Source organism: Micromonospora sp. NPDC005173, assembly GCF_040608515.1.
Taxonomy (GTDB): Bacteria; Actinomycetota; Actinomycetes; order Mycobacteriales; family Micromonosporaceae; genus Micromonospora.
This window is the reverse complement of sequence record NZ_JBEXIK010000001.1, coordinates 149,207-174,782: the sequence shown is the minus strand read 5'-3', so window position 1 is coordinate 174,782 and position 25,576 is coordinate 149,207. Positions and strand designations below refer to the sequence as shown.

Genomic DNA, 25,576 nt, shown 5'->3' with positions numbered 1-25,576 from the left:
CGCCATCGGGCGGCCCAGGTGATCGACCGGCGGTGATCGGTCCTTGATCGATCCGGCACGTCCTGGCGGTGCGCTACCGTCTTAGCGACCAGTCCGCAGCGAAGCCGGTGTGAGCCCGGCGCTGTCCCGCAACTGTGATGCCCCGTCCTGACGGCGGGGACGAGCCAGGTCGCCTGCGGATCGGTCGCGACACGCGCTCTCGAGGAAGGGCGCCTCGTGGGCGGGCGCACGAAAGTCCTGTCGGCGAAGCACCACACTCCTCGACCGACAGGAGGACCCATGTCCAGACGTACCCCCCGGCTCTTCGCCGCGACCCTCGCGGTCGCCGCACTCGCCCTCGGCGCCTGCGCCGAGAAGGGCGCCGACCAGCCGGCCGCCGGCGCCAGTTCGGCGACCGTCGCCTACCCGGTGACGGTCGGCTCGCTCACCCTCGACAAGCGCCCCGAGAAGATCGTCTCGTTGTCGCCCACCGCCACCGAGATGCTCTTCGCGATCGGCGCCGGCCCGCAGGTGAGCGCGGTCGACGACCAGTCCAGCTACCCGGCCGACGCGCCCAAGAGCGACCTGTCCGGCTTCCAGCCCAACACCGAGGCGATCGCCGGCAAGAGCCCCGACCTGGTGGTGCTCTCCGATGACCGAAACAAGATCGTCGACCAGCTCGGCAAGCTGAAGATCCCGGTCTACCTGACTCCGGCGGCGACCACGCTGGACGACTCCTACCGGCAGATCACCGAGCTGGGCAGCCTGACCGGGCACGTCGACCAGGCCGCCGACGTCACCGGCCGGATGAAGGACGACATCGCCAAGCTGCTCAAGGACGTGCCGCAGCGCGCCGAGAAGCTCACCTACTTCCACGAGCTGGGCCCGGAGCTGTACAGCGCGACCAGCAAGACCTTCATCGGCTCGCTCTACAGCCAGGTCGGGCTGACCAACATCGCCGACCCGGCCGACGCCGACGGCAAGAGCGCCGGCTACCCGCAGCTCTCCCAGGAGTTCATCGTCAAGGCCAACCCGGACTTCGTCTTCCTGGCCGACTCCAAGTGCTGCCAGCAGAACGCCGACTCGGTCAAGGCGCGCAGCGGCTGGGCCGGGCTGACCGCGGTGAAGAACAACCAGGTGGTCGCACTGGACGACGACATCGCCTCCCGCTGGGGCCCGCGGATCGTGGACCTGCTGCGGGTCATCGTCGACGCGGTCGCCAAGGTGCCCGCGTGACCGTCGTCCGTCGATGACCGGGCCGTCACCGGCGGGTGCACCGGCAGCATCCACCCAGCCGGCCGGGACGCAGCCTCCGTCCCGGCCCGCCGGGCTGCCGGTCGGAGCCCGACCCGGTGGGCTGCCGTCTGGAACCCGGCCCGCCGGACTGCGCAAGCGTTGGCTGGTCGCCGGCATGTTCGCGGTGCTCGTCGCGCTGATCGCCGGGGTGTCCATCGGCCCGGTCAGCCTGCCGCCGGGCAGCGTCGCCGCCGAGCTGCTCAACCTGATCCCCGGGGTGCACCTGGACAGCGGGCTGACCGAGCGGGAAATCGCCATCGTCACCGAGCTGCGGCTGCCCCGGGTGGTGCTGGGTCTGCTCGTCGGCGGCCTCCTCGCCCTGGCCGGCGGCTGCTATCAGGGGGTTTTCCGCAACCCGCTGGCCGACCCGTACCTGCTCGGCGTTGCCGCCGGCGCCGGGCTGGCGGTCACTGCGGTGATCGCCCTCGGCGGCGCCGGTCGGCAGGGCTCGATCACCGGGCTGCCGGTGACCATCCCACTGGCGGCCTTCGCCGGTTCGCTGGTCGCCGTGACGATGACCTACCTGCTCGGTGGTGCCGGCGGGCGGAGCCGCTCACCCGCGATGCTGATCCTGGCCGGGGTGGCGGTCTCCGCGTTCCTGTCCGCCGGGCAGACGTACCTGCTGCAACGGCACTCCGACAGCATCCAGCAGGTCTACTCCTGGCTGCTCGGTCGGCTGGCCACCGCGGGTTGGCACGACGTGCTGCTGGTGCTGCCGTACGCCGTACTGACCACCGTGGTGGTGCTGCTGCACCGCCGCGAGCTGGACGTCCTCGCCGTCGGTGACGACGAGGCGAAGAGCCTCGGCCTGCACCCGCAGCGCTCCCGCTACCTGCTGATCGCCGCCGCCTCGCTGGGAACCGCCGCGGCGGTCTCCGCGACCGGCCTGATCGGCTTCGTCGGCATCATCGTGCCGCACACCGTCCGCCTGCTCGCCGGGGCGAGCTACCGGGTGATCCTGCCGCTGTCGCTGCTGTTCGGCGCCGCGTTCCTGGCGCTGACCGACGTGGTGGCCCGCACCGCCGCCGCCCCGGCCGAGATCCCGATCGGGGTGGTCACCGCCCTGCTCGGCGGCCCGTTCTTCGTGCTCGTGCTACGTACCGCCCGGCGGGTGCTCACGTGAGCCCCGAGCCCACCGCCGGGTCGGCCGCTGCTGGCCCTGCTGGCGCGGCCACCACCGGTCCGGCTGGCTCGGCCGGCGCGGCCACCACCGGCCAGGCTGGCCCGGCCGCTGCTGGTTCGGCCGGCGCTGGCTCGGCCGGCGCTGCTGGCGTGCCGGCTGTCGAGGTCCGGGGGCTGCACGTCAGCCTGGACGGCACGCCGATCCTCACCGGCGTCGACCTCACGGTCGCGGCCGGCGAGTGGGTCACCGTGATCGGCCCGAACGGCGCCGGCAAGTCGACCCTGCTGCGCGCCGTCGGCGGGCTGCTGCCCGCGCCGGGGGCGATCACCCTGTTCGGTACGGCGAGCGCCGCGCTGCGCCGCCGGGGCCGCGCCCGGGTGGTGGCCACGGTGACGCAGTCCCCGGTGGTGCCGCCTGGCATGTCGGTGCTGGACTACGTGCTGCTCGGGCGCACCCCGTACATCCCGCCGCTGGGCCGGGAGTCGGCCGCCGACGTGGACGCCGTGCACGAGGTGCTCGACCGGCTGGACCTCACCGGCTTCCACCGCCGGGAGTTGGCCACCCTCTCCGGGGGCGAACGCCAGCGGGTCTTCCTCGCCCGGGCACTGGCCCAGGGCGCGACGCTGCTGCTGCTCGACGAGCCGACCAGCGCGCTGGACATCGGTCACCAGCAGGACGTGCTGGAGCTGGTCGACCAGTTGCGCCGCGAGCACGGCCTGACCGTGCTCGCCACGATGCATGACCTCTCCCTGGCCGGCGAGTACGCCGACCGGATGGTGATGCTCGCCGACGGCCGGGTGGTGGCCGCCGGAACCCCCCGCGAGGTATTGACCGAGCACCTCCTCGCCACCCACTACCGGGCCAGCGTCCGCGTCGTCCCCGGCACCCACGGCCCTCTGGTGGTCCCCGTCCGCCCCCGCATGCCCTGACCCCCCGGCTCCAATCCCAGGGGAGGTGGCCAGGTCAGGGGCCCAGGTCGATGACGGAGAAGAGGGCGCCCTGGGGGTCGCGCAGGGCGGCGAACCGACCGGCCGGGTTGTCGCGGGGCGGGACCAGGATCGTCCCGCCCAGCTCGGCGGCGCGGGCCGCGGCGGCGTCCGCGTCGGCCACCGCGAAGTACACCGTCCAGTACGCCGGCAGGTCGGCCGGGAAATCGTCGGCGAACGGCGGCATCATGCCGGCGACGATCCGCGCCCCGAGCCGCCATCCGGTGTACGTCATTCCGCCGACCGGCTGGTCGTCGGGCTGCCAGCCGAACACCAGCTCGTAGAAGACCTTCGCGCCCTCCGGGTCCGGGGTGACCAGCTCGTTCCAGCTCATCGCGCCGGGCACGTTGAACACCTCTGCGCCGGGCATGGCCTGCGGTTGCCAGACGCTGAAGGTGGCGCCCGCCGGGTCGGCGAAGACCGCCATCCGGCCCCGGTCGAAGACCTCGAACGGCGGCACGACTACCTGCCCGCCGGCCCGTTCGACCCGCCCGGCGACCAGCTCCGCGTCGTCGGTGGCGAGGTACGTCGACCAGATCGGCACCTGGTCCGGGATCGCCGGCGGCCCGGCGCCGGCCACCGGCTGTCCGTCGAGCAGGAAGACGGTGTAGCCACCCGCCTCGGGCTCCGGTGTCACCCGGCCGGTCCAGCCGAACAGCTCCGGGTAGAAGCGCCGGGCGTCGGTCAGGTCCGGGGTGGCCAGGTCGGCCCAGCAGGGCGTGCCCGGCGGGACGGTGCTCACGGTGAAGACCCCTCTCGGCCCCGGCGGCCACGACGGCCCCCTGCCGGAATCCTGGCACCGTCCCGCTGCGGCCCGGGGCGGAAACGGACGAATCGTCAGCTAAACCGGCGACCCTCGTCCCGCCGGTACGCCCATCCGGCGAGCGTGGCGAGCAGCACCACCCAGACGCCGAGCATGATCAGCGCCAGCGGCTGGACCGAATAGTCACCGACCGCCGACCACATCAATTCGGCGGCGCCCCGGGTGGGCAGGAAGGGCGCGATCGTCTCGATGAACCCGGGTGCCTCGCCCGGTGCGGAGAGCAGGCCGCCGCCGAACGCGAGCGGCAGGAACACCACCTGCGCCACCACGATCGCCGCCTTGCTCGGCAGCGAGTAGCCGATGGCGAGCCCCATCAGCGTGAACGGCACCGAGATGACGGCCACGATGCCGGCGGTCAGCAGGAACGCCGCCGGGGTGATCTGGGCCGCGGTCAGCGTCGCGCCGATCACCACGACCGGGATCAGCGACAGGTACGTCAGCGCCAGGCCGGCCAGCACCCGGCCGGCGAACCGGGGCGCCGGCCCGGCCGGCAGGGTCCGGGTGTACGGATTCCACGGCTGGTCGCGGTCCTCGGCGACGCCGACGCCGTACTGAAAGATGTTGGCGCTCATCACCGAGAAGGTGACCATCGACGCGGTGGCGAAGGTGGCGCCGACCGAGTCTTCGCCGGCGAACGGCACAACGAAGAAGATCATGGCGGCGGCTGGGAAGAAGGCGCTGCCGAAGACGGCCACCGGAATCCGGATGATCTCCAGGAGCTGGTAGCGGGCGTGGACCAGGGCGAGCTGCACGGTGGACGCCTCCTCAGGCGGTGGTGGGTCGGCCGCCAGCGGTGGCGGTGGTGGCGGGCTGTTCCCCGGCAGCGGACTGCTTCCCGATGGCGGGCTGCTCTCCGGTGGGGGCCTGCTCCCCGGCGGTGATGGCGAGGAACGCCTCCTCCAGCGAGGTGGGTCGGACCTCCAGGTCGGCGAAGGCGGTCCCGGCGGTGACCAGCGCCCGGACCAGCTGGTCGGCGTCGGTGGTGAGCAGGTGCAGCCGACCGTCGATCCGTTCGGTGCGGACCACCCCGGGCAGTTCGGGCAGCTCGTCGGCGACCAGGCTGACCCGGCGTACGCCGACGATGCCGCGGACCGCGTCCACGGTGTCGTCGGCGAGCACCCGGCCCTGCCCGATCACCACCACCCGGCGGGCCAGGGCCTCCACCTCTTCCAGATAGTGGCTGCTCAGCAGGACCGTCCCGCCGTCATCGTGGAACGCCCGGATCGCGTCCCACAGGGTGTGCCGGGCGGCCACGTCCAGGCCGGTGGTCGGCTCGTCGAGCAGCACCAGCCGGGGCCGGCCCACGAACGCCAGCGCCACCGCCAGCCGCCGGCGCTGCCCGCCGGAGAGGCCGCCGGTCTGCCGCCGGGCGAGGTCGCCCAGACCGAAGCGGTCGAGCAGTTCACCCCGGGGCACCGGATCCGGGTAGTGCGCGGAGACGAAGTCGACGACCTCGCCGACGCGCAGCGTGCCCGGCAGGCCGGTCTCCTGTGGGGTGACCCCGATCTGTCGCCGGGACGCCGGGTCGCGGGGGTCACCGCCGAACAGCTCGACCCGCCCCGAGCTGGGGCGACGTAGACCGACCAGCAGGTTCATCAGGGTGCTCTTGCCGGCGCCGTTCGGGCCGAGCAGGCCGACCAGCTCACCGGCCCGGACTTCCAGGTCGACGCGGTCGAGGGCCAGGACATCGCCGTACCGGCGGCTGGCCTGGTCGGCGCGGGCGAGGGTCATGACTGCTCCTTCGACGGGGTGGGGTCGAGCGAGGTGGGGTCGAGCAGGGCGCGGACGGCCTCGGTGTACTCCTCGAATGCCAGCCGGCCCCGCCTGCTGAGTCGGATCAGGGTGGCCGGGGTACGTCCACGGTGGGTCTTGCTGACCTCGACGTAGCCGGCGTCCTCGAGCTTGCGCAGGTGCACGGAGAGGTTGCCGGCGGTCATCGCGAGCAGCTCCTGCAATCGGGGGAAGGCGATCCGGTCCCCGTCGCCGAGCGCGGAGAGGGTGGCGACCACCCGCAGCCGGGCCTGCGCGTGGATCACCGGGTCCAGCTCGGTCACGACCGGCGCCGCTGTCGCAGCGAGCTGATCGCGCCGACGACCAGGATCCCGCCACCGCCGGCCACCGCCAGCACCAGCGCGTGCCAGCCCGGCCCGGCGAACGTACCGGCCACGTTGATCACGCTGATCCAGACGCCCAGCCGGAACAGGTCCCGGTCCAGCCAGATTGCTCCGCCGGCCATGTGCAGCGCACCGGCCAGCCCGACGGCGGTCGCCGACCAGAGCAGTGCCGCCTGGTCGTGTGGCAGGTGGTCGACGACCCGGCCGAGCACCGCGAACACGCTCACGGAACCCAGGGCCCAGGCGCAGCCGTACCAGCGCCCGCGCCGGGCGGAGTCGCCGCTGAGCTGGCCGTACGCCCGCGCGCTGGCGACCGCCTGGACCGCCGCGGCGGCCACCAGCAGGCCGAAGAGGGCGGTCACCGGCAGCCAGTCCGGTAGCCGGACCAGCACCCGACCGTCGGGTGCGAAGCGCAGGAAGAACAGCCCGAAACCGACCAACCAGGCGACACCCCATGGCCAGTAGAGCAGTCGGGCGTCCGGCTCGAGCCGGCGTGCCGTCGCCACCCGTTGCTCCCGGATGAGGTGGAGCGCTGCCGCGGCGTCGGGGGGTGGTGGATCGTCGTCGTCGAGGTTCACGCAAACTACTTTAAACTACAAAGTCAATCCCACAAGACCTGGACGTCTCCGCCCGGGATGTCGGTAGCAGCACGGAGTGCCTATGGTGGGGGCTGCGGCGGCTGACTCGCCGCACAGGACACAGGGGAGGGTCCGTGTCGAGCCCGAGCAATCAGCTGGAGGTCCAGCCGGAGGCCTTGACGGCATTCGCCGCGGCGTCAAACGACCGGGCGGCCCGCTTTCGCGAGCTGCATCGCTCGTTCGGCGACGGGCACGTGTCGCGGCACGCCTTCGGGGTGATGCCGGCGTCCTTCAGCCTCGCTGCGACGTACGCCGAGCAGTTTGAAGCGTGCCTGCAGGGGCTCGCCGACGGCGCCGAGGTGATGGCGGACATCGCCGAAGGGCTGAGCGACACCGCCGAGGCATACACCGGCACCGACGTGGCCAGCACCGATCTGTTCGTGCCCGGCCGCCCGGCCGCTCCCGACGTCATCGCGCCCGGCCCCTGGTCGCCCGGCGCCGGTGGCCCGAGTGGACAGGTGCAGGCGTGAGTACGGAGGCGTTGCAGCGCAACAAGACCTACTTCGAGCAGATCGTGTCGGGCACCCCCGACCCGTTCAAGCCACTGTCCAACGCGGTGCTCTGGCCCTTCGAGCAGTTGCTCGAACTGGTCGCCGGCGAGCCGGACGAACTGATGAACGCCGCCCAGCTCTGCCTGACCACCGGCGAGGCGGTCCGCGCGATCGCTGGCGAGCAGATCCAGGACCGGGCCCGGCTGCGGGGTGCCTGGTCGGGTGATGCCGCCGAGAGCTTCCACGCCTCGATGGACTCGGTGGAGGAGGCGATCGAGGAGCTGGCCCGCGGGTTGGACGGCACCAAGGAGGTGCTGGTCGACGCGGCCAACGCGGCGGTCGACGCGTTCAACCTGCTGGTCGAGCTGATCCTTGAGTTCCTGCTCTGGTTCCTCACCGAGGTGATCATCGCGGCGGTGGCGGCAGCGCTCAGCGCCGGCATCTCGCTCGCGGCGACGGTCGTCCGGGTGCTGGCACGGCTCGCCACCACGGTCGGCCGGATGGTCAAGATCGTCGCGCGGTTCGCCGAGATCCTGGCGAAGCTGGCCACCAAGATGCAGAAGGTCGCCGAGCTGCTGATGAAGTACCGCCGGGCGGTGCTGGAGATCCGCAAGGCCAAGAAGGCGTACCGGATGTGGAACAAATCCGGGTGGTCGGCCGAGGCCAGGGCGTTCCAGCTCGAGAAATTCAAGACTCTCTTCCCGGGCAAGTTCCTGATCAACCAGGCGTCCCCGGTGAACATCCCTGGCTTCGGCGGAGCCCTCATGGACACCGGAGTCGGGCTGCACGACATCTCCGACGGCACCAAGGACCGCAACTACCTGGTGGACGGCACGTACCGCGAGGATATGGGCCCGTACACCAAGGGCGTGCAGAATGTCTTCGACTCCATCCTGACCTGAGAGGGACCGCCATGACCTTTCCCGGTCTGGACCGCATCGAGGCGCTGGCCCGCAACCTGGACGGCTGGCAGCGCGAGCTGGCCAGCAAGATGACCGAGCTCGAAGAGAGCAGCGCCGAGGGCGTGAGCGACTCCGGGCTGGTCCGGGTCACCGCCGCGGCGGACGGCACGATCGTGTCGTCCGAGATCAACGCCAGGGCGATGCGCCTCGACTCGTTCACCCTGGCCGAGGAGTTCACCGCCGCTGCCAGCCGCGCCCAGGCCGCGGCCGCCGCCCGGGTACGCGAACTGGTCGGCGAGGTGATCGGCGACGCTCCCGACGCCGGCCGACCGGCCGCCGACCGGTACTGAGCCGATGGCCGACATCAGCTACCAGGAACGGCTGACCCAGCTGGTCGAGCCGGGGGAACAGGTGCTCGCCGTCGCGAAGACGGAGATCGCCCAGGGCGTCCTGCCAGCCGACCCACCGCAAGCGGAGCAGCCGGGATCCTCCGGCGCCGGTGGTGGCGGAGGTGTCTCCGGGGCGCTGCTCAACCTGCTCTCGCCGCTGTTCTCCTTCCCGGCGGGGGATCGGATCGTCGACCGAGTCACCCACGGGGTGGCCGGCCGGGGAGCGCCCGGCTCGTCCGCCTCCACCCTGCAACACGCCCGGCGGCCGGTGCCCCCGGCCACGACGCTCAACGACACCGTCCTCGCCGTCACCGACCGGCGGTTGCTCGTGTGCGCGTCCGGGCCGACGAAGCTCTGGTCGAGCCAGTCCGACGACGAGCGGGCGGTGGCCGAGACCCGGGTCGTCTGGTCGGCGCCCCGGACGGCGGTGGCCGACGCCCGGGTGGGCTGGCACCGGCTCAACCCGAAGCGCCTCCGGATCGAGTTCACCGACGGCTCCTGGCTGGCCTTCGCGGTGCCGATCGCCGAGTCGGGCAAGCCGCTGCGCGAGATCGCCTCAGCTCTCTCCGGTCGCTGACCCGGTCAGGAGCGGCGCGGGCAGCGGCTCGTGGTGCAGCACCGCGAGCCGCGACACCGCCCGGGTGAGCACCACGTACAGCCGGTGCAGCCCGCGCGGCTCGGCCGCGACGATCGCGGCCGGCTCGACCACCACCACGTGGTCGTACTCCAGGCCCTTGACCAGCGTCGCGGGCACCACGGTGACCCGCGCCAGGTCGGCCACGTCGTCGGCGGTCGCGGTCGGGACGCCGACGGCGGCCAGCGCCGCGCGCAGCCCGTCGACCGCGTCGTCCGCGGCGATCACGCCGACCGAGCCGTCGTGCGCGAGCGCCGCGCGCACCTCGGCCACCGTCGCCGCGGTCAGGTCGGTCACGGTACGCACGTCCAGGCCGCCATCGTGGCGCAGCGACTCTGCCGGGGGTACGTCCACCGCGAGCGCCGGCAGCAGTTGATTGGCGAACGCGACCACCGCGGCGGGCACCCGGAAGCCGATCGTCAGTGGCACCACCACGGCGTCCGGCTTGCCCAGGTGGGCCAGGGACTCCCGCCAGTCGGTCGCCGCCCACGGTGCGGTGCCCTGAGCGAGGTCACCGAGGAGGGTGACCGAGCCGTGCTCGCTACGTCGGGCGATGGCCCGGCACTGCATCGGGGAGAGGTCCTGCGCCTCGTCCACCACCACGTGCCCGAACCCGGAGGGCCGCTCCAGCAGCCCGGCCGCCTCGTCGACCAGCACTGCGTCGGCGGCGGTCCAACGGGTCGCCTTCGCGGTACGGGCCGGCTTCGCCCAGACCAGCAGCGACTGCTCGGCGTCGCTGAGCAGCCCGTCCGACGCGGCGGCGAGCCGGGCCGGGTCGGCCAGCAGGCCGTGCACCAGCCCTTCGTGGGTGAGCGCCGGCCAGACCGAGTCCAGGAAGTCGGCCACCTGTCGGCACCGGCCCATCCGGCGCAGCCAGGCGTCGCTGGGCGACTCCGCCCGGCGTGCCTCGGCCTGCCGTTGCAGCAGGCTCACCACTCGCGCCCGGACCCGCTCCCGGCCGGTGCCGTACGGCAGCCCCTCCCGACGGGTCTCCTCGACGATCCGGTGCAGCGGCTCCAGGCCGATCCGCCACCGGAACGAGCCGTCCGACACGGTGATCGGATCGGTCGGCGTACCGATCTGTGCCTGCACCGCACGGCGCAGCACACTGGCCATCCGCGCGTCGTGCTTGAGTGCGGCGACCGCCGACGGCTCGACCGCCCGGACCGGCACCCGGGAGATCAGCTCCTCCACCGTGGCCTGCTCGACCTCGACCTCGCCCAGCGCCGGGAGCACCGCCGCGATATACGACAGGAACGCCCGGTTCGGCCCGACGATCAGCACACCCGCCCGCCGCAACCGCTCCCGGTGCAGGTAGAGCAGGTACGCGGCCCGGTGCAGACCGACGGCAGTCTTCCCGGTGCCCGGCGCGCCCTGCACGCAGATCGAGTCGGCCAGGTCGGCCCGGACCAGTTCGTCCTGCTCCGGCTGGATGGTGGCAACGATGTCCCGCATCGGCCCCACGCGCGGCCGCTCGATCTCGGCCGTGAGGATCCGGCTCGTCGTGCCCAACTCCTCGCCCCGGTCCAGCCGCTCATCCTCGAAGCTGGTCAACACCCCGTTGCTGAAACCGAACCGGCGCCGGACCGCCACCCCCTGCGGATCCCGAGCACTGGCCCGGTAGAACGACCGCGAAACCGGTGCCCGCCAGTCCAGCACCAACGGCTCGCCCAGCTCATCACTGACATGCCGCCGCCCCACGTGATAGCGCCGCCCATCATGATCGCTGCCGCTGCCGCTGCCGCTGCCGCCGGTCGGGCTCGTGCTGCCGGTTGTGCCGGCGCTGCCGGTTGTGCCCGTGCTGCCGGTTGCGCCAGCGCCGCCGGTCGTGCCTGATCCGGCGATCTCGATCGCGTCCGGGGCTGGGCCGCTGTCCGCCGTTGTTCTGGTCGTGGTCGTGCCATCAGGGGTCCCGCTGTCCGTGGTCCTGCTGTCCGTGGTCCCGCCGAAGTCGAGGCGGCCGAAGAAGAGTGGCGTGGTCGGGTCGTCGGCCAGCTCGGCCACCCGGCGGGCCAGCGTGCGGCCGAGCGTCTCCGCGGCGTAGGCGTCGCCGGCCACCTGGTCACCCGTGGCGAAGAGGGCCTCGGCCCGCTCGCGCATCCGTCGCAGCGCCGCCCGTGAGGTGGCGAGGTGTGCGCGCTCGGCGGCCAGATCCGTGTCGAGGTGGGTGTCGAGGTCAAGTGCGGGCATGCTGACGTCCCATCGTTCACATCTGCTGCGCGCTCGCGTGTCCGGGGGGCGGATGGCCGGCCACCCGGCGCGGGGACGTCCGTTCCGGTGCAGCTCACCTCGGCCGTCAAGCGGGCTGCAACCCTACGCTCCCACGCCCGACCCTTCCACCGAATTACCGAAGCGACCACCCGATGGAGACGGCGTGGCGACCAGTCGACGTGGCAGCGGCGCGGCACCCCGGCGGTGTGGCGGCGGCGTGGCGCGGTCTGAGGGCGACGTGGCCCGAGGGCGACGTGGTGGGCGTGCGCAATGCGGAGATGTGGCTGGGTGGCGATGGTGTGGCCCTGTGGCGGCTGGCGGTGCACTGCTGTGTTGCCTGGTGGCGTGGCGCTGGGTGCTGTGGCGCCACGTGCTCGGTCCCGGACTGAATCGGCAGGGATCGAGATCGGCGCTCCTCGGCGCCGGCTTCACCCACGCTGCCACCCAAAGGACGCGGCGTGGCGACGGCTCCGGCCTGAGAAGCGTTGCGGAGGTTGGTGCTCCTCCGCCTCAGCAGCGCCGGTGGTAGAGGTTGCGGCGCGGGGTGCGGAGCGGGTCAAGCCAGCTGGGCGGGAGGAAGTCGGCCTGGCCGTCCGCCGCGATGCGGACCGTCCAGTCGCCCTGATGGAGGAGCCGGTGGTGGTGGCCGCAGAGCAGGACGGCGTTGCCCAGCGCCGTCGCCCCGCCGTCGGCCCAGTGCTGGACGTGGTGGCCGTCGCACCAGCGGGATGGCCGGTCGCAGCCTGGGAAGGCGCAGCCGCCGTCGCGCAGCACCAGTGCCCGGCGCAACGGGCCGGTGAAGAGTCGGCGCTGACGCCCTACGTCCAGCACCTGACTGTTGCCGCCCAGCACGGCCGGCAGCACGGCGGCGTCGCAGGCGAGGCGGCGCACCGCGCCGGGCGTCAGGTGTGCCCCGGTCTCGAGTGCGCCAGCGCGGACGCCGTTGACCAGCGCGTCCAGGGAGACGGTCACCACGAGCTGTGGTCGGTCGCCGCCGCTGTCCGGCAGGTGGCCGGTGCGCAGCGCCAGCCGACAGATTTCGCCGAGCGCGTCCGCCCGGCGCTGACCGGGACTGCGGTCGTCGTGCGCACCGGCGGGTGCGCAGAGCGGCCCGATCGCCTCGCGGAGCAGGCTGGCGGTCTCGGTGTCGAGGCTCCCGCTGAGGCGTACCTGCCCATCCTGCTGGTCGGAGAGGGTGACGTGCCGGCGGGCCTCGGCGCGGTCGGCGGCCCGTTCGAGGGCCGCCAGCTCGGCCTGGTCGGCCAGATCCGGTGCGACGTGCGTGAGCACGCGTTCCCCGAGACGGCGCAGGATCGCCGGGTCGAACCGGTCAGCCCAGGCGACCAGCAGTTGGATGGCCTTGTCGGCGACCTCCGGCCCCGCTTCGGCCGGAAGGGCCGCGATCGTCTCCGCGAGCACCCGGCCCTGCTCCACGGTGATGGCGCCCGTCCGCATCGCATCGCGCACCGCCGACGGCGCGGCGTCGACGGCGGCCGCGAGCTCGACCAGCTGGCGGGCGGATCGACCGGAGAGCCGGAGTCGCTCCCGGAGCCAGACGGCGGTGGATGAGGCGCCGCGGGCGACCGCCAGGCCGCGGGCGTCCAGCTCGCACACCAGCCCCAGCTGGACGGTGGCCAGCCGCTGCGCCACCGCGTGCGTCGCGTCCAGTGATGCCAGCAACTCGTCGTCGGAGAGCGCCCACGGGGCGACGTCGGCGCAGTCGTCGACGGCCCCGCCGGCCTGCTCCAACGCCCTCAACATGAAGCCACATTAGAACAGACGTACGACAATTTCCCGAGCCTCCGGTGGCGGGGCGTGCGCCGGCCGGTCGCCGCACTGCAGGTCTGCTGACTGCTGGGTCTGCCGCGGATCCCGCCCACGCTGAGCCAGCGCAGATGCAGCGCGGCCATGCGGTCACGCGGTTAGGGGTCGACGCGCGCGGTCGCCATCAATGCCGCAGGGGAACTGCCGGTCCGCGTAGCCCGGGGGGTGATGGCGGGTCGCGCGGATGGCCGGGATCATGGGGGTCATGACCGAGGCCCGTCCCGAGTCGCGTCGGATGACGATCAGTGACCCGCAGGTGATGCGGGCGCTGGCCCATCCGGCCCGAATCGCGATCATGGAATACCTGAGCAGTCGGGAGGGTGGTGGGACCGCCACCGAGCTCGCGGAGATCGCCGAGCTGTCGCCGAGTGCGACCAGCTATCACGTGCGAGCGTTGGCGAAGTTCGGCCTGGTCGAGCAGGCGCCGAGTCGGGGTGACGCGCGGGAGCGGGTGTGGCGCGCGGTCAGCCCCAGCGTCATGTTCGACGCGGGCCGTGCGGCCGGGCCGGAGGCGCGCGCGGCCGAGCAGGCGCTGGTCGAGGCGCATGTGGCCCGCGACATGGAGCGGATCCGGGACTGGTCGCGGCGCGCCGGGAGCGAGCCGGCCGAGTGGTACGAGGTGGCGCTGTTCAGCGACGCGCTGCTGCTGCTGACTGCGGAGGAGATGGCCGGGGTGAACGAGGCGGTCTCGGCGCTGCTGGAGCCGTACCGCCAGCGCCGGCGCCGGGCCGATCCGCCGGCGGGTGCGCGGACCGTCTCGGTGCAGTACCACGTGGTGCCGCTGCCATAGGGGTTGTGCCAACCAGTTGTGAAGGATTATTTTCGAAGTATGTCCTTCACAACTGTCGAGTCGCGCTGGCCGGACGTCTGGCTCGCCGCCACAGCCCGGGGCACCACGATCTGCGGCGACTTCCTCGCCGCCACCGCCCTCGCGCTGGCCCTGCAGGGCGCTGGCGCCGGCGGGCTCGCCGTGTCAGGGCTGCTGCTCGCGGCCACCCTGCCCCTGGTGGTGCTCGCCCCGCTCGCCGGCCGGCTCGCCGACCGGGTGGACAGCCGCACTCTGCTGGTGACCGTCGGGCTGGCCCAGGCCGCGATCTGCGTGCTGCTCGCCCTCGCCGACCACCCGGTCCTGGTGGTCGGGCTCGTCACGCTGCTCGCGTGCGGGCTCGCGGTGACCCAGCCCTGCCTGGCGGCGCTGCTGCCGGCGATGGTCCGCCCCGACGACCTGCCGCGGGCGAGCGCGATCAGCCAGACCGCTGTCTCCCTCGGCGCGCTCGGCGGGCCGGTGCTGGCCGGGCTGCTGGTGGGGCAGTTCGGCACCCGCGTACCGCTGCTGCTGGACGCCGCGACCTACCTGGCACTGGTGGTCGCCGGCCTGCTGCTGCGGACCCGGCGCGGTGGTCGGCGGATCGCCGCCACCCCGGCCAACCCATCCGTGACAGCCCTCGGCTGGCGGCTGCGCCGGGACCCGCTCATGCTCGTCATGGTGGTCAGTACCGCCGTGGTGATCGCGGCGATCGGCGGCATCAACGTGATCGAGGTCTTCTTCATCCGGGAGACCCTGAACGGCTCGCCCACCACCTACGGGCTGGTCAGTGCCGCCTGGATGGCCGGCATGCTGCCCGGTGGCTGGCTGGCCGCCCGGCTCGCCAACCGGCTCACCGACGACGCCGCGCTGGTCCGTGGGGTGCTGGCCACGCTGGCCGGTTGCAGCCTCATGGTGCTGTTCGGCGCGATGGTGCCGGCGGCCAGCCTGCTGGTGCCGCTCTGGCTGGTGGCGGGCGCGGCCAACGGCGGCGAGAACGTCTTCGCCAACCTGCTCACCGCTCGCCGGGTGCCGGAGGCGATGCGCGCTCGGGCGTACGCGAGCTACGGCGCGGCGGTGCAGGGAGGCTCGATGGCCGGTTTCCTGATCGGCGGTGCGCTGCTGACGGCCGTCCCGCCCCGACCGCTGATCGCCGCCGCCGGCCTGGCTGGGCTCCTGGTGGTGCTGGTCTTCGTGCCGGTGGTCGCCCGGGCGGTACGCCGCCCGTCGCCGGATGACCCGGGCGGACGGCAACACCAGCGGTCGGCGGGGGCGGATGCGGGGTTGGCCACTTCGGGCCGGCCCGCCGAGCCGGCGCCAGAGGCCGGGGATACGGTCGGGTCATGGCTGAGCGCATCGCACGTCCACGGGTCGGGCACATCCAGTTCCTGAACTGCCTGCCGATCTACTGGGGCCTGATGCGCTCCGGTGCCCTGCTCGACGTCGACCTGCAGAAGGATTCGCCGGACCGGTTGAGCGCCGCGCTGGTGGCCGGCGACCTGGACATCGGCCCGATCACGCTCGTGGAGTACCTGAAGCACACCGAGGAGTTGCTACTCCTGCCGGACCTGGCGGTGGGCAGCGACGGGCCGGTGCTGTCGGTCAACGTTGTTTCCACGAAGCCCCTCGCCGAGCTGGACGGCGCCCGGGTGGCGCTCGGCTCCACCTCGCGGACCGGGGTGCTGCTGGCCCAGTTGCTGCTCGCCGAGAAGTACAACGTTCGTCCCGACTACTTCCGCTGCCCGCCGGACCTGACCCAGATGCTGCTGGAGGCCGACGCCGGGGTGCTGATCGGGGACGTGGCGCTGCGGGCGCTGTACGAGGCGCCGCAGCGAGGTCTCACGGTCACCGACCTCGGGCAGGCGTGGCGTGAGTGGACCGGGCTGCCGATGGTCTTCGCGGTCTGGGCGGTTCGCCGCGACTTCGCCGCCGCCCATCCGGGGCTGGTCAAGGAGGTGCACGAGGCGTTCCTGCGCTCGCGTGACCTCTGCCTGGCCGAGCTGGACCAGGTCGCCGAGGCGGCGGCCCGGTGGGAGACGTTCGACGCCGCGACGCTGGCCACGTACTTCCGGACCCTGGACTTCTCGCTGGGCGACCGGCAGGTCGCCGGGCTGCGGGAGTTCGCCCGCCGCGCCGCCGCGCACGGCGTGGTCCCGGAACTGCCGGCCGGTGGCCCGGAGTTCTTCGCCGGCTGAGCCTCAGGGCGCAGGCCGCCAGCCGGGACGGTCGACCGAGCCGGCTGGCGGTCCGGACACCGGGCGGCGTCAGACGCTGGGAGGGCGGGTCAGACGTTGGGGCGGAGCAGTGCCTCGGTGATCTTCTCGCAGTTCTTCATGCCGTAGTCGTAGCCCATGTTGATCGGGTACTGGACCATCACGCCCATCGTCCAGGTGTCGCCGATGGCCAGGCAGTTGATGTGCATCTCCTGCTCCTTGGTCCGGTCGATCCACCCGTTCTTGATGGCGATCTGCTTCTGCTCGGCGGCCGGGAACGCCTTGCGGATGCCGAAGTCACCGGCGCCGCGGACCAGCTTCATCTCGTTGAGCAGCCACTTGGTCCATTCCGGCCCGGCGGCGGTGCCGGTGGCGATGCAGTTGCCCAGTCGGGCGGTGTCCCGGGGGGAGAGCGCCGTCCGGCTCCAGCCGCCGTCGGGGGCGACACTGCTGTCGGTCAGCTTGCACATGGAGAGCAGTCGCCGGATCGAGGCGTCCCGGCCGACCGAGTTGTAGAACTGCTCGGCCCTGGTGTTGTCGCTGTCCCGGATGATCCGCGTGGCGTCGGCGAGCTTCGCGTCGCTCGGCGTCTGCCCGGCGTCGTCGGCGCGACGCAGGTAGTCGGCGACGATCCAGGCCTTGATCATCGAGGCGGTGGTGCTGGTCTCGTTCATGTTCTTCGAGCCGATGATCTTTCCGGTGCGGCGGTCGAGCACGCTCCAGGAATACCAGCCCTCGATGTCCAGCTTGAGGTCCTTGGCCTGGAACGGCAGCGGCTCCAGCGACGGGCTGGGGCTCGGTTCCGGGGCCGGCTGGCGGGCGCTGCGGTCGGAAGGAGTGCCGGTGGACCGGTCACTGGTCGTCGTGCCGGAGTCGCCCCAGCGGGCGGCGGAGGTCGACTCGAACGGCGACCCCGGTAGCAGCCGCAGCGAAACCAGCACCAGCCCGATCAGGACGACCGCGATCGCGACCAGCCGCAGCGGGGAGGCATCACCGCCGCGTCGCCGGTCCGCCCGACGGTTGCCGGCCATCAGAGCTTTCCGACCGGCTGCTGCGGCACCTTGAGCGCGGCGCCGGGCTGCGGGGTGACGAGTTGAGTGGCCACGCTGGCGCAGACCTGAGCGCCGTAGTCCAGCCCGTTCTTGATGGGGTAACGCAGCATCACCGCGAGGCTCCACTTGTCGTTGACGGCGAGGCAGTTCACGTGCCAGTTGCCGTCGTAGTAGAGCGGCGTCCAGCCGTTCTTGATGCTGACCGGGCCCTGCGCGGTGATCGACTTCGGCAGGCCGTTGATGATCCCCCAGCGACCGCCGCCGGACTTGAGCTTCTGGTCCTTGGCCGCGGTGGTGCCCTGAACCTTGCTCATCTCGCTGAGCACCCACTTGGTCCACTTCGGGCCGGCCGCCTTGCCGTCGGCGATGCAGTCGCCGAGCCGGACGGCGTCCCGGGGGGACATCCTGGTGAAGCTCCAGTAGCCCTCGTACTTGGTTACGTTGCCGCGCTTGGTGTCGGTCAGACCGCAGATGCTGATCGCCCGCTTGATCACCGGCCCCGGCTGGCCGCCCGCCGGCACGGAGTACGAGCCGCCGGCGGCCTTGTAGACCATGTTGGCCGCGTCGTCGTTGCTGTCCCGGATGGCGGAGCTGGCGGCTTTCTTGAGCGCCGCGGTCGGCTCCTTGTCGCCGAGTTGGCGCAGGTAGTCGGAGACGATCCACGCCTTGATCATCGACTCGGTCGAGCTGGTCGCGGTCATGTTCGGCGACCCGGAGATCTTGCCCGTCTCCCGGTCCAGCAGGGCCCACGAGTAGAAGTCGCCCTTGAAGTTCACCGATACCGGGCCAGCCGCCAGCGTGGGCGATGGCGGTGGGGTGGGTGAGGGCGCGGCGACACTCCCGCCGCCACCGCCGCCTGCGCTGCCGTCGTTGCCAGCGAGCCGCGCGTACGCAGCGGGAACCAGCAGAACGCCACCGAGCAGGACCGCCACGACGGCGAGCACCATGGTCACGCGAGATCGCATGAGTTGGGTGAGCTCCAGATGTCAGGGCCGGGGGGACCGGCTTGTTTCCCGGGATGACCGGTGCGATCGCCGAGGCCGGGGGAGGTGGCCTCTGTGGAGACAACGATTCTGGGCAGCCGATCGTGTGACCGGCAGAAGTCTACTTCCGGACCGGCCGACCACCAGAGTTCGACGCCTGCCAACATGCAATAAAGGCGGGATATCGAGACGGTATGCGTCTTCTAGGAGGATTCATCTTCGTCCAGTGAGCCAAGTCATAGCCGGGCCGATTGCGCTGCGTGCGGAAATACCGCCCATCCGTGACCGAACGTGACTCGGGTTTCCTGTTACACCCCCTAGTGCATCGAGGCGCAAGCTGTAACACTTGTCCTCATGTATGGCAACGACTTCTCCGCCCCGGACGACGCAACCGGCGGCGGCCTGCTCGGCGAGGTCGAGGCGGCCGAGGCGGAGCTGCGCGCCGCCGCCGCCCGTCAGCGGCGCGGCGGCCCCGCGCCGGACGAGGACCTGGCGGCGTACTTCGCCGAGGTGGTCGGCGCGGAGCAGAAGATCGAGCCACGGGACTGGATGCCGGAGGCGTACCGCAAGACGCTGATCCGGCAGATCGCCCAGCACGCCCACTCCGAGATCATCGGCATGCAGCCGGAGGGAAACTGGATCAGCCGGGCGCCGTCGCTCAAGCGCAAGGCGATCCTGCTGGCCAAGGTGCAGGACGAGGCGGGCCACGGTCTCTACCTCTACGCCGCCGCCGAGACCCTCGGCATCAGCCGTGACGAGCTGGTCCGGCTGCTGCTCGACGGGCGGCAGAAGTACAGCTCGATCTTCAACTACCCCACCCTCTCCTGGGCCGACATGGGCGCGATCGGCTGGCTGGTGGACGGCGCGGCGATCGTCAACCAGGTGCCCCTGTGCCGCTGCTCCTACGGCCCGTACGCCCGAGCGATGATCCGGGTCTGCAAGGAGGAGTCGTTCCACCAGCGCCAGGGCTACGAGATCCTGCACACCCTGGCGCACGGCACCCCCGCGCAGCAGGCGATGGCCCAGGACGCGGTGGACCGCTGGTGGTACCCGTCGCTGGCCATGTTCGGCCCGCCGGACAACGACTCCACGCACTCCGCGAAGTCGATGGCCTGGAAGATCAAGCGCTTCTCGAACGACGATCTGCGCCAGCGCTTCGTGGACATGTGCGTCCAGCAGGCGGAGATCCTCGGGTTGCGCATCCCCGATGACGACCTGCGCTGGAACGAGGAGCGGCAGGCGTACGACTACACCCAGCCGGACTACGACGAGCTGATGCGGGTGATCTCCGGCGACGGGCCGTGCAACCGGGAGCGGATGGCACACCGGAGGGCCGCGCACACCGACGGTGCGTGGGTGCGCGAGGCCGCCGCGGCGTACGCCGCCAAGCGGGCCGAGCAGAAGGAGAAGGTGGCGGCGTGAGCGAGCGAACCAGCATGGAGCAGACCCCGCTGTGGGAGGTCTTCGTGCGGGCCCGGCGCGGGCTGTCGCACACCCACGTCGGCAGCCTGCACGCCCCCGACGCCGAGCTGGCCCTGCGCAACGCCCGGGACCTCTACACCCGGCGGCAGGAGGGCGTGTCGATCTGGGTGGTGCCGGCCGGCGCGATCACGGCGTCCAGCCCGGACGAGAAGGACGCCTTCTTCGACCCGGCCGCCGACAAGGTCTACCGCCACCCCACCTTCTATGAGGTACCGGACGGGGTGGCTCACCTGTGAACGGTCCCGTCGAATTCACCCTCGCCCTCGGCGACGACGCGTTGGTCGCCGCGCAACGGCTGGCCGAGTGGACCACTTGCGCGCCGGAGATGGAAGAGGACGTCGCGCTGACCAACATCGCCCTCGACCAGCTCGGCGCGGCCCGCCTACTGCTGTCGTACGCGGGCGAGCTGGAGGGCGCCGGCCGGGACGAGGACGCGCTGGCGTACCTGCGCGACGACCGCGAGTTCCGCAACGCCCTGCTGGTCGAGCTGCCCAACGGCGACTTCGCGGTGACCATGGCGAAGCTGTTCTTCCTCGCGGCGTACCAACTGCCGCTGTACACCGCCCTGGCCGGGTGCCCGGACGAACGGCTGGCCGCGATCGGTGCGAAGGCCCGCAAGGAGTCGGCGTACCACCTGGACCACGGCGCACTGTGGGTGAAGCGTCTCGGCGACGGCACCGAGGAGTCGCACCGCCGGATGCAGGCGGCCGTCGACCAGGTCTGGCCGTACACGCACGAGCTGTTCGCCGCCGATCCCGCGGCACCGGTCGACCCGGCCACCCTGCGGGAGGCGTTCGACGACACCGTCGGCCCAGTGCTGGCCGAGGCGACGCTCACCCGGCCCGAGAGCCGCTGGGCGCCGGCCGGCGGGCGGACGGGCGTGCACACCGAGCATCTGGCGTACCTGCTCGCCGAGATGCAGGTGCTGCACCGCGCGCACCCCGGAGCGACGTGGTGAGTACGCGGCGGAGCCCCGCAGTGGTGGACGGCGCCCGTGGGTCGACCGACCCGAGGACGGCCGCGGCGAGCGTGGTGGATCCGGAGATCCGGGTGATCACCATCGACGAGCTGGGCATCCTGCGCGCGGTCGAGGAAGATCCGGTCAGCGGCCGGATCATCGTCACCATCACCCCGACGTACACCGGCTGCCCAGCGATGGACGTGATCCGGGCCGACATCCGCCGCGCGCTGGCCGTCGCCGGCCATCCGGACGCCGAGGTCCGCACGGTCTACAGCCCACCGTGGAGCACCGACTGGATCTCCGACGATGGGCGGGCCAAGCTCGCCGCCGCCGGGATCGCCCCGCCGGCCCCGGTGCCCGCAGCCGGTGTGGTGCCGCTGACCCTCGCGGTCCGCTGTCCGCACTGCGGCTCGCCGGAGACCGAGCAGGTCAGCCGGTTCGGCTCCACGGCGTGCAAGGCGCTGTGGCGCTGCCGCTCCTGCGCCGAACCCTTCGACCACCTGAAGGCGCTGTGACAGTCACCATCACCCGACCGGTCCGCCGCCGGCCGGTCTTCCACCCGCTGCCGGTCGGCGCCGTCGACCGGCTCACCGACGACTCCGTGGCGGTCACCTTCGCCGTACCCGAGGAATTGCGAGAGGCCTTCGCGTTCCGCGCGGGCCAGCACCTCACCGTGCGACGGGTGACCGAGGACGGCACGGACGTACGCCGGTCGTACTCCATCTGCTCGACCCCCGACGACCTGGCCCGGCGCGGCCGACTGCGGATCGGGGTACGGGAGATTCCCGGCGGCGCCTTCTCGGCCTTCGCCTGCGGCGCGCTGCGCGGCGGCGACACGGTCGAGGTGCTGCCGCCGCTGGGCACGTTCACGACGGCCTTCGCGCCGGACCGGGTGCGGCACTACGGCGCGGTCGTCGCCGGCTCCGGCATCACCCCGGTGCTCGGGCTGGTCGCGACCGCCCTGGCCGTCGAGCCGGCCAGCACCTTCACCCTGGTGTACGGCAACCGCACGGCGAACACGGTGATGTTCGCCGAGGAGTTGGCCGACCTGAAGGACCGCTATCCCACCCGATTGCACCTGGTGCACGTGCTCTCCCGCGAGCAGGGCGAGTCGCCGCTGCTCTCCGGGCGGATCGACACCGAGCGGCTGAGCCGGTTGCTGAGCACGATCGTCCCGGGCGACGCCATCGAGGAGTGGTTCCTCTGCGGCCCGTACGGCATGGTGGTCGACGTCCGGAACGTGCTGACCGCGCGCGGGCTGCCCGAGTCGGCGGTGCACACCGAGCTGTTCCACGTCGACGCGCCGCCGGAGCCGGTGCGCCGTCCGGTGGACCAGACGGTTGCCGGGGCCGAGGTCACCATCGTGCTGGACGGACGGTCGTCGAGCTTCACCATGGGCCGCGAGGAGCGGGTGCTGGACGCCGCACTGAAGGTGCGCGGCGAACTGCCGTACGCCTGCAAGGGTGGCGTCTGCTCGACCTGCAAGGCGAAGGTCGTCGACGGTGCGGTCACGATGGCCCGCAACTACGCCCTGGAGCCCGACGAGCTGGCGGCGGGCTACGTCCTGACCTGCCAGTCCAGCCCGACGACCGACAAGCTCACGGTGGACTACGACGCGTGAAGGCGTCGGATGGCCGGCAGTTCGTCGGGTTCTGCGCGGAGGGCTAGCGAGAACTGACCGGCGGCGGCTGTGGGACGTACCGCACGCCGCCGGGGCCAGACGGTCGAGCCGGGTGGGGCGACGTAGGCTCGGGGTGTGACGGTGAGCCGGGAGATCGACGACATCCTGCAGCGCGGCGCGGACGGTGGGCGGATCACGCCCGAGGAGGCCCTGCTGCTCTACACCGAGGCGCCCTTCCACGCGCTGGGCGAGGCGGCGGACGCGGTGCGCCGGCGGCGTTACCCGGACAACGTCGTCACGTACCTGATCGATCGCAACATCAACTACACCAACGTCTGCGTGACGGCGTGCAAGTTCTGCGCGTTCTACCGGGCGCCCAAGCACAAGGAAGGGTGGACCCACCCGACCGAGGAGATCCTGCGTCGCTGCGGCGAGGCGGTCGAGCTGGGCGCGACCCAGGTGATGCTCCAGGGCGGGCACCACCCGGACTACGGCGTCGAGTACTACGAGGAGCTGTTCTCCTCGGTGAAGCAGGCGTACCCCCAGCTGGCCATCCACTCGATCGGGCCGAGCGAGATCCTGCACATGGCCAAGGTCTCCGGGGTGAGCCTGGACGAGGCCATCGCTCGCATCAAGGTCGCCGGCCTGGACTCGATCGCCGGCGCCGGGGCGGAGATGCTGCCCGAGCGGCCGCGTAAGGCCATCGCGCCGCTCAAGGAGTCGGGTGAGCGCTGGCTGGAGGTCATGGAGCTGGCCCACCGGCAGGGCATCGAGTCGACCGCCACCATGATGATGGGCACCGGCGAGACGCACGCCGAGCGGATCGAGCACCTGCGCATGATCCGCGACGTGCAGGACCGCACCCGTGGTTTCCGGTCCTTCATCCCGTGGACGTACCAGCCGGAGAACAACCACCTCAAGGGCCGCACGCAGGCGACGACGCTGGAGTACCTGCGGCTGGTCGCGGTGGCCCGGCTCTTCTTCGAGACCGTGCCGCACCTGCAGGCGTCCTGGCTGACGACCGGCAAGGACGTCGGGCAGCTCGCCCTACACATGGGCGTGGACGACCTCGGCTCGATCATGCTGGAGGAGAACGTCATCTCCTCGGCCGGCGCGCGGCACCGCTCCAACCTGCACGAGCTGATCGGCATGATCCGCTCGGCGGACCGGATCCCGGCGCAGCGGGACACCCTCTACAACCGGCTGGCCGTGCACCACACGCCGGCCGACGACCCGACCGACGATCGCGTGGTCTCGCACTTCTCCTCGATCGCGCTGCCCGGCGGCGGTGCCGGCCGTTCCCTGCCGCTGGTCGACGTCAACTGAGGTTGGTCGCAGCCCGGCCGTTCGGCTGACCGGGGCTCATGCTCCCGCCCGACCGCCTCGGCGGTCCGGGTGGTCCCGGCCGCTGCGGCGTCCAAGCTGTCCGGTCAGGGGTGGTGGAGATGATCGTCGGCCGCTAGCGTCCCGCCTCATATCCCTTGCCACCGCGGATTGGCGGAATCAGCGCGACAGTGCTGGTGGCGAGTGGTCTGATGGTCCTGGGTCGCGCGGCACGCGGGCAGTCCTCCATCGGCCCGTGAGGGTCGTTCACATAACGCACGGCGGTACGGGCGGGATGGGTGACCATCCCGCCCGTACCGTCTGCACACTCCAGGCCGGACGGTTGAAAGCGGCCCCGCACGCTGGCGTGGGAGATCGACCTCGGATAACGTCCGCTCGTTCCCGCAACCATTCTTTCTTCCCTACCCCCGGGGGACTGATGACAGCGTTCCACCGCTCGACCCTGGCCCGCGCCGGTGTCGTGGCACTGCTCGCGGCCGGTGGCCTGGCCACCGTGGCCGCCCCGGCCCAGGCCGCCGACCAGGCCGACCTGCAGCTCAAGCCGCTGAGCTACGAGCTGGCGAAGGGCGTCAAGCAAGCCAAGGCCAAGCCGTTCAAGTTCCAGGTCGACAACACCCGCAGCACGGTCGACGCCAAGGACGTCCGGGTCACCGTGGAGACCAAGGGCCTGAATGACCACATGGTCGGCGTGCTCGCCTGGGACGGCTGCGAGGTCGCCGGCACCACCTTCAGCTGCCTCCTCGGCGACCTGGCGGCCGGCACCACCGAGGACTTCGGTATTCCGCTGTTCTCCACCGGTGGACGCGGCGAGGCTGGAACGCTGGTGGTCACCATCAGCTCGGCCACCGCTGATCCCAACACCGAAGACAACACCGTCGAGCACGAGATCACCGTCACCAAGCCCGGCTACGACCTGACGGCGTGGGTGCAGGATGTCTACGCCGACGTGGTGGTGGACGGTGACGGGACCGGCGAGTCCGGCCTCAAGCCGGTCAAGCTTGGCGAGACCGCGCCACTGGACTGGGCGATCTACAACGATGGCAGCCGCAAGGCCACCGGCGTGGCGTACGGGATCACGCTGCCGGCGGGCGTCACCTTCGCCGAGCTACCGGAGGGCTGTGTGGAGCAGCCGCTGAATGGTCTGGCGAACGCGTACTGCGAGGACTCCGGCGTGGTGCTGAAGCCGGGTCAGTTCTACACCGGCGACGTGCGGGTGAAGATCGGGGCGGATGTCACCGAGCCGGTGCTTCGGCCTGGTTTCCTCTTCGCCAGTGGCCTGGACGCCGCCGAGGGGAGCCCTGAGGAGCAGCCGAAGGTGGCCACCGGCGCCCAGCGGAAGGCCTTCACGGAGACCGATGAAGGGGACAACACCGCGCAGTTCGACGTCTTCGTCGACCTGACCGTGCAGCCCACGCCGACGCCCACCCCGACCCCGACGGCGACCCCCACCCCGGGCGGTACGCCGACGCCGGGCGCGACCACGTCGCCGGCTGCCGGTGGAGGTGGTGGCGGTCTGCCGGTGACCGGTGTACAGGCTGGCCTGATCGGCGGCATCGGCGGCATCATCCTGCTCGTGGGCGGGGCGCTGCTGGTGCTCTCCCGTCGGCGCAAGGTCGTCCTGGTCGCCCCGGGTGACGAGAAGTCGACCGACTGACGCAGGCACGACGCGAGGGCGGGGTGGGCGACCACCCCGCCCTTTCGCGTA

The 25,576-nt window shown here is 71.9% G+C and carries 26 protein-coding genes and 1 riboswitch; of the genes, 17 read left to right on the top strand and 9 right to left on the bottom strand.

The features are described 5' to 3' along the window. The first annotated feature begins 103 nt into the window (after positions 1 to 103). A riboswitch (cobalamin riboswitch) is annotated at positions 104 to 169 on the top strand. Between the two features lie 110 nt (positions 170 to 279). The 3 genes from ABZV00_RS00840 (at position 280) to ABZV00_RS00830 (ending at position 3,327) form a co-directional block, all read left to right on the top strand. After that, complete coding sequence (locus tag ABZV00_RS00840; RefSeq protein ID WP_355600694.1) at positions 280 to 1,215, top strand: ABC transporter substrate-binding protein; 936 nt, start codon at positions 280 to 282, stop codon at positions 1,213 to 1,215. Between the two features lie 13 nt (positions 1,216 to 1,228). Next, the gene (locus ABZV00_RS00835) at positions 1,229 to 2,398 is read left to right on the top strand and encodes an iron ABC transporter permease (RefSeq protein ID WP_355600692.1); all 1,170 of its coding nucleotides are present in this window, start codon (positions 1,229 to 1,231) and stop codon (positions 2,396 to 2,398) included. Between the two features lie 149 nt (positions 2,399 to 2,547). Further along, positions 2,548 to 3,327, top strand: coding sequence for an ABC transporter ATP-binding protein (locus tag ABZV00_RS00830; RefSeq protein WP_355601321.1), 780 nt, complete (start codon positions 2,548 to 2,550; stop codon positions 3,325 to 3,327). 34 nt (positions 3,328 to 3,361) lie between these two features. Here the strand turns inward: ABZV00_RS00830 and ABZV00_RS00825 are convergent, their stop codons facing one another. The 5 genes from ABZV00_RS00825 to ABZV00_RS00805 all read right to left on the bottom strand — a co-directional run bounded on the left by ABZV00_RS00825 (position 3,362) and on the right by ABZV00_RS00805 (position 6,899). Next, entirely contained in the window at positions 3,362 to 4,126 is a 765-nt protein-coding gene (locus tag ABZV00_RS00825; protein WP_328422569.1) for a VOC family protein, read from the bottom strand. A gap of 95 nt (positions 4,127 to 4,221) precedes the next feature. Next, the gene (locus ABZV00_RS00820; RefSeq protein ID WP_355600689.1) at positions 4,222 to 4,959 is read right to left on the bottom strand and encodes an ABC transporter permease; all 738 of its coding nucleotides are present in this window, start codon (positions 4,957 to 4,959) and stop codon (positions 4,222 to 4,224) included. Between the two features lie 13 nt (positions 4,960 to 4,972). Further along, a complete protein-coding gene (locus tag ABZV00_RS00815) occupies positions 4,973 to 5,938 on the bottom strand; it encodes an ABC transporter ATP-binding protein (protein WP_355600687.1) in 966 nt (321 codons plus the stop codon). After that, positions 5,935 to 6,261, bottom strand: coding sequence for a transcriptional regulator (locus ABZV00_RS00810; protein ID WP_355600685.1), 327 nt, complete (start codon positions 6,259 to 6,261; stop codon positions 5,935 to 5,937). The genes ABZV00_RS00815 and ABZV00_RS00810 overlap by 4 nt, the downstream gene beginning before the upstream one ends. After that, positions 6,258 to 6,899, bottom strand: coding sequence for a transporter (locus ABZV00_RS00805; RefSeq protein WP_355600683.1), 642 nt, complete (start codon positions 6,897 to 6,899; stop codon positions 6,258 to 6,260). Before ABZV00_RS00805 ends, ABZV00_RS00810 begins: the two co-directional genes overlap by 4 nt. 134 nt (positions 6,900 to 7,033) lie before the next feature. Between ABZV00_RS00805 and ABZV00_RS00800 the strand changes: the two genes are divergently transcribed. The 4 genes from ABZV00_RS00800 to ABZV00_RS00785 are packed head-to-tail and all read left to right on the top strand — an operon-like array spanning position 7,034 to position 9,318. Beyond that, entirely contained in the window at positions 7,034 to 7,429 is a 396-nt protein-coding gene (locus ABZV00_RS00800; protein ID WP_355600681.1) for a type VII secretion target, read from the top strand. Then, a complete protein-coding gene (locus ABZV00_RS00795) occupies positions 7,426 to 8,352 on the top strand; it encodes a WXG100 family type VII secretion target (RefSeq protein ID WP_355600679.1) in 927 nt (308 codons plus the stop codon). Before ABZV00_RS00800 ends, ABZV00_RS00795 begins: the two co-directional genes overlap by 4 nt. A gap of 11 nt (positions 8,353 to 8,363) precedes the next feature. Next, a complete protein-coding gene (locus tag ABZV00_RS00790; protein ID WP_328422583.1) occupies positions 8,364 to 8,702 on the top strand; it encodes a YbaB/EbfC family nucleoid-associated protein in 339 nt (112 codons plus the stop codon). 4 nt (positions 8,703 to 8,706) lie between these two features. Continuing rightward, a complete protein-coding gene (locus ABZV00_RS00785) occupies positions 8,707 to 9,318 on the top strand; it encodes a hypothetical protein (RefSeq protein WP_355600676.1) in 612 nt (203 codons plus the stop codon). On the opposite strand, the gene ABZV00_RS00780 is transcribed toward ABZV00_RS00785, so the two are convergent. After that, positions 9,298 to 11,565, bottom strand: coding sequence for an AAA family ATPase (locus ABZV00_RS00780; protein WP_355600674.1), 2,268 nt, complete (start codon positions 11,563 to 11,565; stop codon positions 9,298 to 9,300). The genes ABZV00_RS00785 and ABZV00_RS00780 overlap by 21 nt on opposite strands. Before the next feature lie 531 nt (positions 11,566 to 12,096). Beyond that, entirely contained in the window at positions 12,097 to 13,347 is a 1,251-nt protein-coding gene (locus ABZV00_RS00775; protein ID WP_355600672.1) for a DUF222 domain-containing protein, read from the bottom strand. 268 nt (positions 13,348 to 13,615) lie between these two features. Between ABZV00_RS00775 and ABZV00_RS00770 the strand changes: the two genes are divergently transcribed. The 3 genes from ABZV00_RS00770 to ABZV00_RS00760 are packed head-to-tail and all read left to right on the top strand — an operon-like array spanning position 13,616 to position 16,410. Then, positions 13,616 to 14,200 carry a helix-turn-helix domain-containing protein gene (locus tag ABZV00_RS00770; RefSeq protein ID WP_355600670.1) on the top strand — a complete coding sequence of 195 codons (585 nt, stop codon included), beginning with the start codon at positions 13,616 to 13,618 and terminating at the stop codon, positions 14,198 to 14,200. A gap of 39 nt (positions 14,201 to 14,239) precedes the next feature. Further along, a complete protein-coding gene (locus tag ABZV00_RS00765) occupies positions 14,240 to 15,607 on the top strand; it encodes an MFS transporter (protein WP_355600668.1) in 1,368 nt (455 codons plus the stop codon). Then, the gene (locus tag ABZV00_RS00760; RefSeq protein WP_355600666.1) at positions 15,559 to 16,410 is read left to right on the top strand and encodes a menaquinone biosynthesis protein; all 852 of its coding nucleotides are present in this window, start codon (positions 15,559 to 15,561) and stop codon (positions 16,408 to 16,410) included. The genes ABZV00_RS00765 and ABZV00_RS00760 overlap by 49 nt, the downstream gene beginning before the upstream one ends. 89 nt (positions 16,411 to 16,499) lie before the next feature. Here ABZV00_RS00760 and ABZV00_RS00755 read toward each other — a convergent pair whose 3' ends face one another. Further along, the gene (locus ABZV00_RS00755) at positions 16,500 to 17,459 is read right to left on the bottom strand and encodes a hypothetical protein (RefSeq protein WP_328422597.1); all 960 of its coding nucleotides are present in this window, start codon (positions 17,457 to 17,459) and stop codon (positions 16,500 to 16,502) included. Beyond that, complete coding sequence (locus ABZV00_RS00750) at positions 17,459 to 18,445, bottom strand: hypothetical protein (RefSeq protein ID WP_355600664.1); 987 nt, start codon at positions 18,443 to 18,445, stop codon at positions 17,459 to 17,461. Before ABZV00_RS00750 ends, ABZV00_RS00755 begins: the two co-directional genes overlap by 1 nt. A gap of 372 nt (positions 18,446 to 18,817) precedes the next feature. Here ABZV00_RS00750 and paaA point away from each other — a divergent pair, with 372 nt between their 5' ends. The 7 genes from paaA to ABZV00_RS00715 all read left to right on the top strand — a co-directional run bounded on the left by paaA (position 18,818) and on the right by ABZV00_RS00715 (position 25,525). Then, positions 18,818 to 19,885: a 1,2-phenylacetyl-CoA epoxidase subunit PaaA gene (paaA, locus tag ABZV00_RS00745; RefSeq protein ID WP_355600661.1), complete on the top strand. Its 1,068-nt coding sequence runs from the start codon at positions 18,818 to 18,820 to the stop codon at positions 19,883 to 19,885. Positions 19,886 to 19,899: 14 nt separating this feature from the next. Then, entirely contained in the window at positions 19,900 to 20,181 is a 282-nt protein-coding gene (gene paaB / locus ABZV00_RS00740; RefSeq protein ID WP_121655474.1) for a 1,2-phenylacetyl-CoA epoxidase subunit PaaB, read from the top strand. Further along, positions 20,178 to 20,903, top strand: coding sequence for a 1,2-phenylacetyl-CoA epoxidase subunit PaaC (gene paaC / locus ABZV00_RS00735; protein WP_355600659.1), 726 nt, complete (start codon positions 20,178 to 20,180; stop codon positions 20,901 to 20,903). Before paaB ends, paaC begins: the two co-directional genes overlap by 4 nt. A gap of 23 nt (positions 20,904 to 20,926) precedes the next feature. Then, positions 20,927 to 21,421, top strand: coding sequence for a 1,2-phenylacetyl-CoA epoxidase subunit PaaD (gene paaD, locus ABZV00_RS00730; protein WP_355601319.1), 495 nt, complete (start codon positions 20,927 to 20,929; stop codon positions 21,419 to 21,421). After that, the gene (gene paaE, locus ABZV00_RS00725) at positions 21,418 to 22,527 is read left to right on the top strand and encodes a 1,2-phenylacetyl-CoA epoxidase subunit PaaE (protein WP_355600657.1); all 1,110 of its coding nucleotides are present in this window, start codon (positions 21,418 to 21,420) and stop codon (positions 22,525 to 22,527) included. The genes paaD and paaE overlap by 4 nt, the downstream gene beginning before the upstream one ends. Positions 22,528 to 22,662: 135 nt before the next feature. Beyond that, the gene (gene mqnC / locus ABZV00_RS00720) at positions 22,663 to 23,853 is read left to right on the top strand and encodes a cyclic dehypoxanthinyl futalosine synthase (RefSeq protein WP_355600655.1); all 1,191 of its coding nucleotides are present in this window, start codon (positions 22,663 to 22,665) and stop codon (positions 23,851 to 23,853) included. Positions 23,854 to 24,289: 436 nt separating this feature from the next. After that, the gene (locus ABZV00_RS00715) at positions 24,290 to 25,525 is read left to right on the top strand and encodes an LPXTG cell wall anchor domain-containing protein (protein ID WP_355600653.1); all 1,236 of its coding nucleotides are present in this window, start codon (positions 24,290 to 24,292) and stop codon (positions 25,523 to 25,525) included. The last annotated feature ends 51 nt before the right edge of the window (positions 25,526 to 25,576 follow it).

Coding starts and splice junctions, on each gene's coding strand:
- ABZV00_RS00785 (WP_355600676.1), top strand. CDS start 8,707: ATGGCCGACATCAGCTACCAGGAACGGCTGACCCAGCTGGTCGAGCCG.
- ABZV00_RS00715 (WP_355600653.1), top strand. CDS start 24,290: ATGACAGCGTTCCACCGCTCGACCCTGGCCCGCGCCGGTGTCGTGGCA.
- ABZV00_RS00780 (WP_355600674.1), bottom strand. CDS start 11,565: ATGCCCGCACTTGACCTCGACACCCACCTCGACACGGATCTGGCCGCC.
- paaA (WP_355600661.1), top strand. CDS start 18,818: ATGTATGGCAACGACTTCTCCGCCCCGGACGACGCAACCGGCGGCGGC.
- ABZV00_RS00750 (WP_355600664.1), bottom strand. CDS start 18,445: ATGCGATCTCGCGTGACCATGGTGCTCGCCGTCGTGGCGGTCCTGCTC.
- ABZV00_RS00755 (WP_328422597.1), bottom strand. CDS start 17,459: ATGGCCGGCAACCGTCGGGCGGACCGGCGACGCGGCGGTGATGCCTCC.
- ABZV00_RS00840 (WP_355600694.1), top strand. CDS start 280: ATGTCCAGACGTACCCCCCGGCTCTTCGCCGCGACCCTCGCGGTCGCC.
- ABZV00_RS00790 (WP_328422583.1), top strand. CDS start 8,364: ATGACCTTTCCCGGTCTGGACCGCATCGAGGCGCTGGCCCGCAACCTG.
- ABZV00_RS00835 (WP_355600692.1), top strand. CDS start 1,229: ATGACCGGGCCGTCACCGGCGGGTGCACCGGCAGCATCCACCCAGCCG.
- ABZV00_RS00815 (WP_355600687.1), bottom strand. CDS start 5,938: ATGACCCTCGCCCGCGCCGACCAGGCCAGCCGCCGGTACGGCGATGTC.
- ABZV00_RS00770 (WP_355600670.1), top strand. CDS start 13,616: ATGACCGAGGCCCGTCCCGAGTCGCGTCGGATGACGATCAGTGACCCG.
- ABZV00_RS00765 (WP_355600668.1), top strand. CDS start 14,240: ATGTCCTTCACAACTGTCGAGTCGCGCTGGCCGGACGTCTGGCTCGCC.
- ABZV00_RS00760 (WP_355600666.1), top strand. CDS start 15,559: ATGGCTGAGCGCATCGCACGTCCACGGGTCGGGCACATCCAGTTCCTG.
- ABZV00_RS00775 (WP_355600672.1), bottom strand. CDS start 13,347: ATGTTGAGGGCGTTGGAGCAGGCCGGCGGGGCCGTCGACGACTGCGCC.
- paaB (WP_121655474.1), top strand. CDS start 19,900: ATGGAGCAGACCCCGCTGTGGGAGGTCTTCGTGCGGGCCCGGCGCGGG.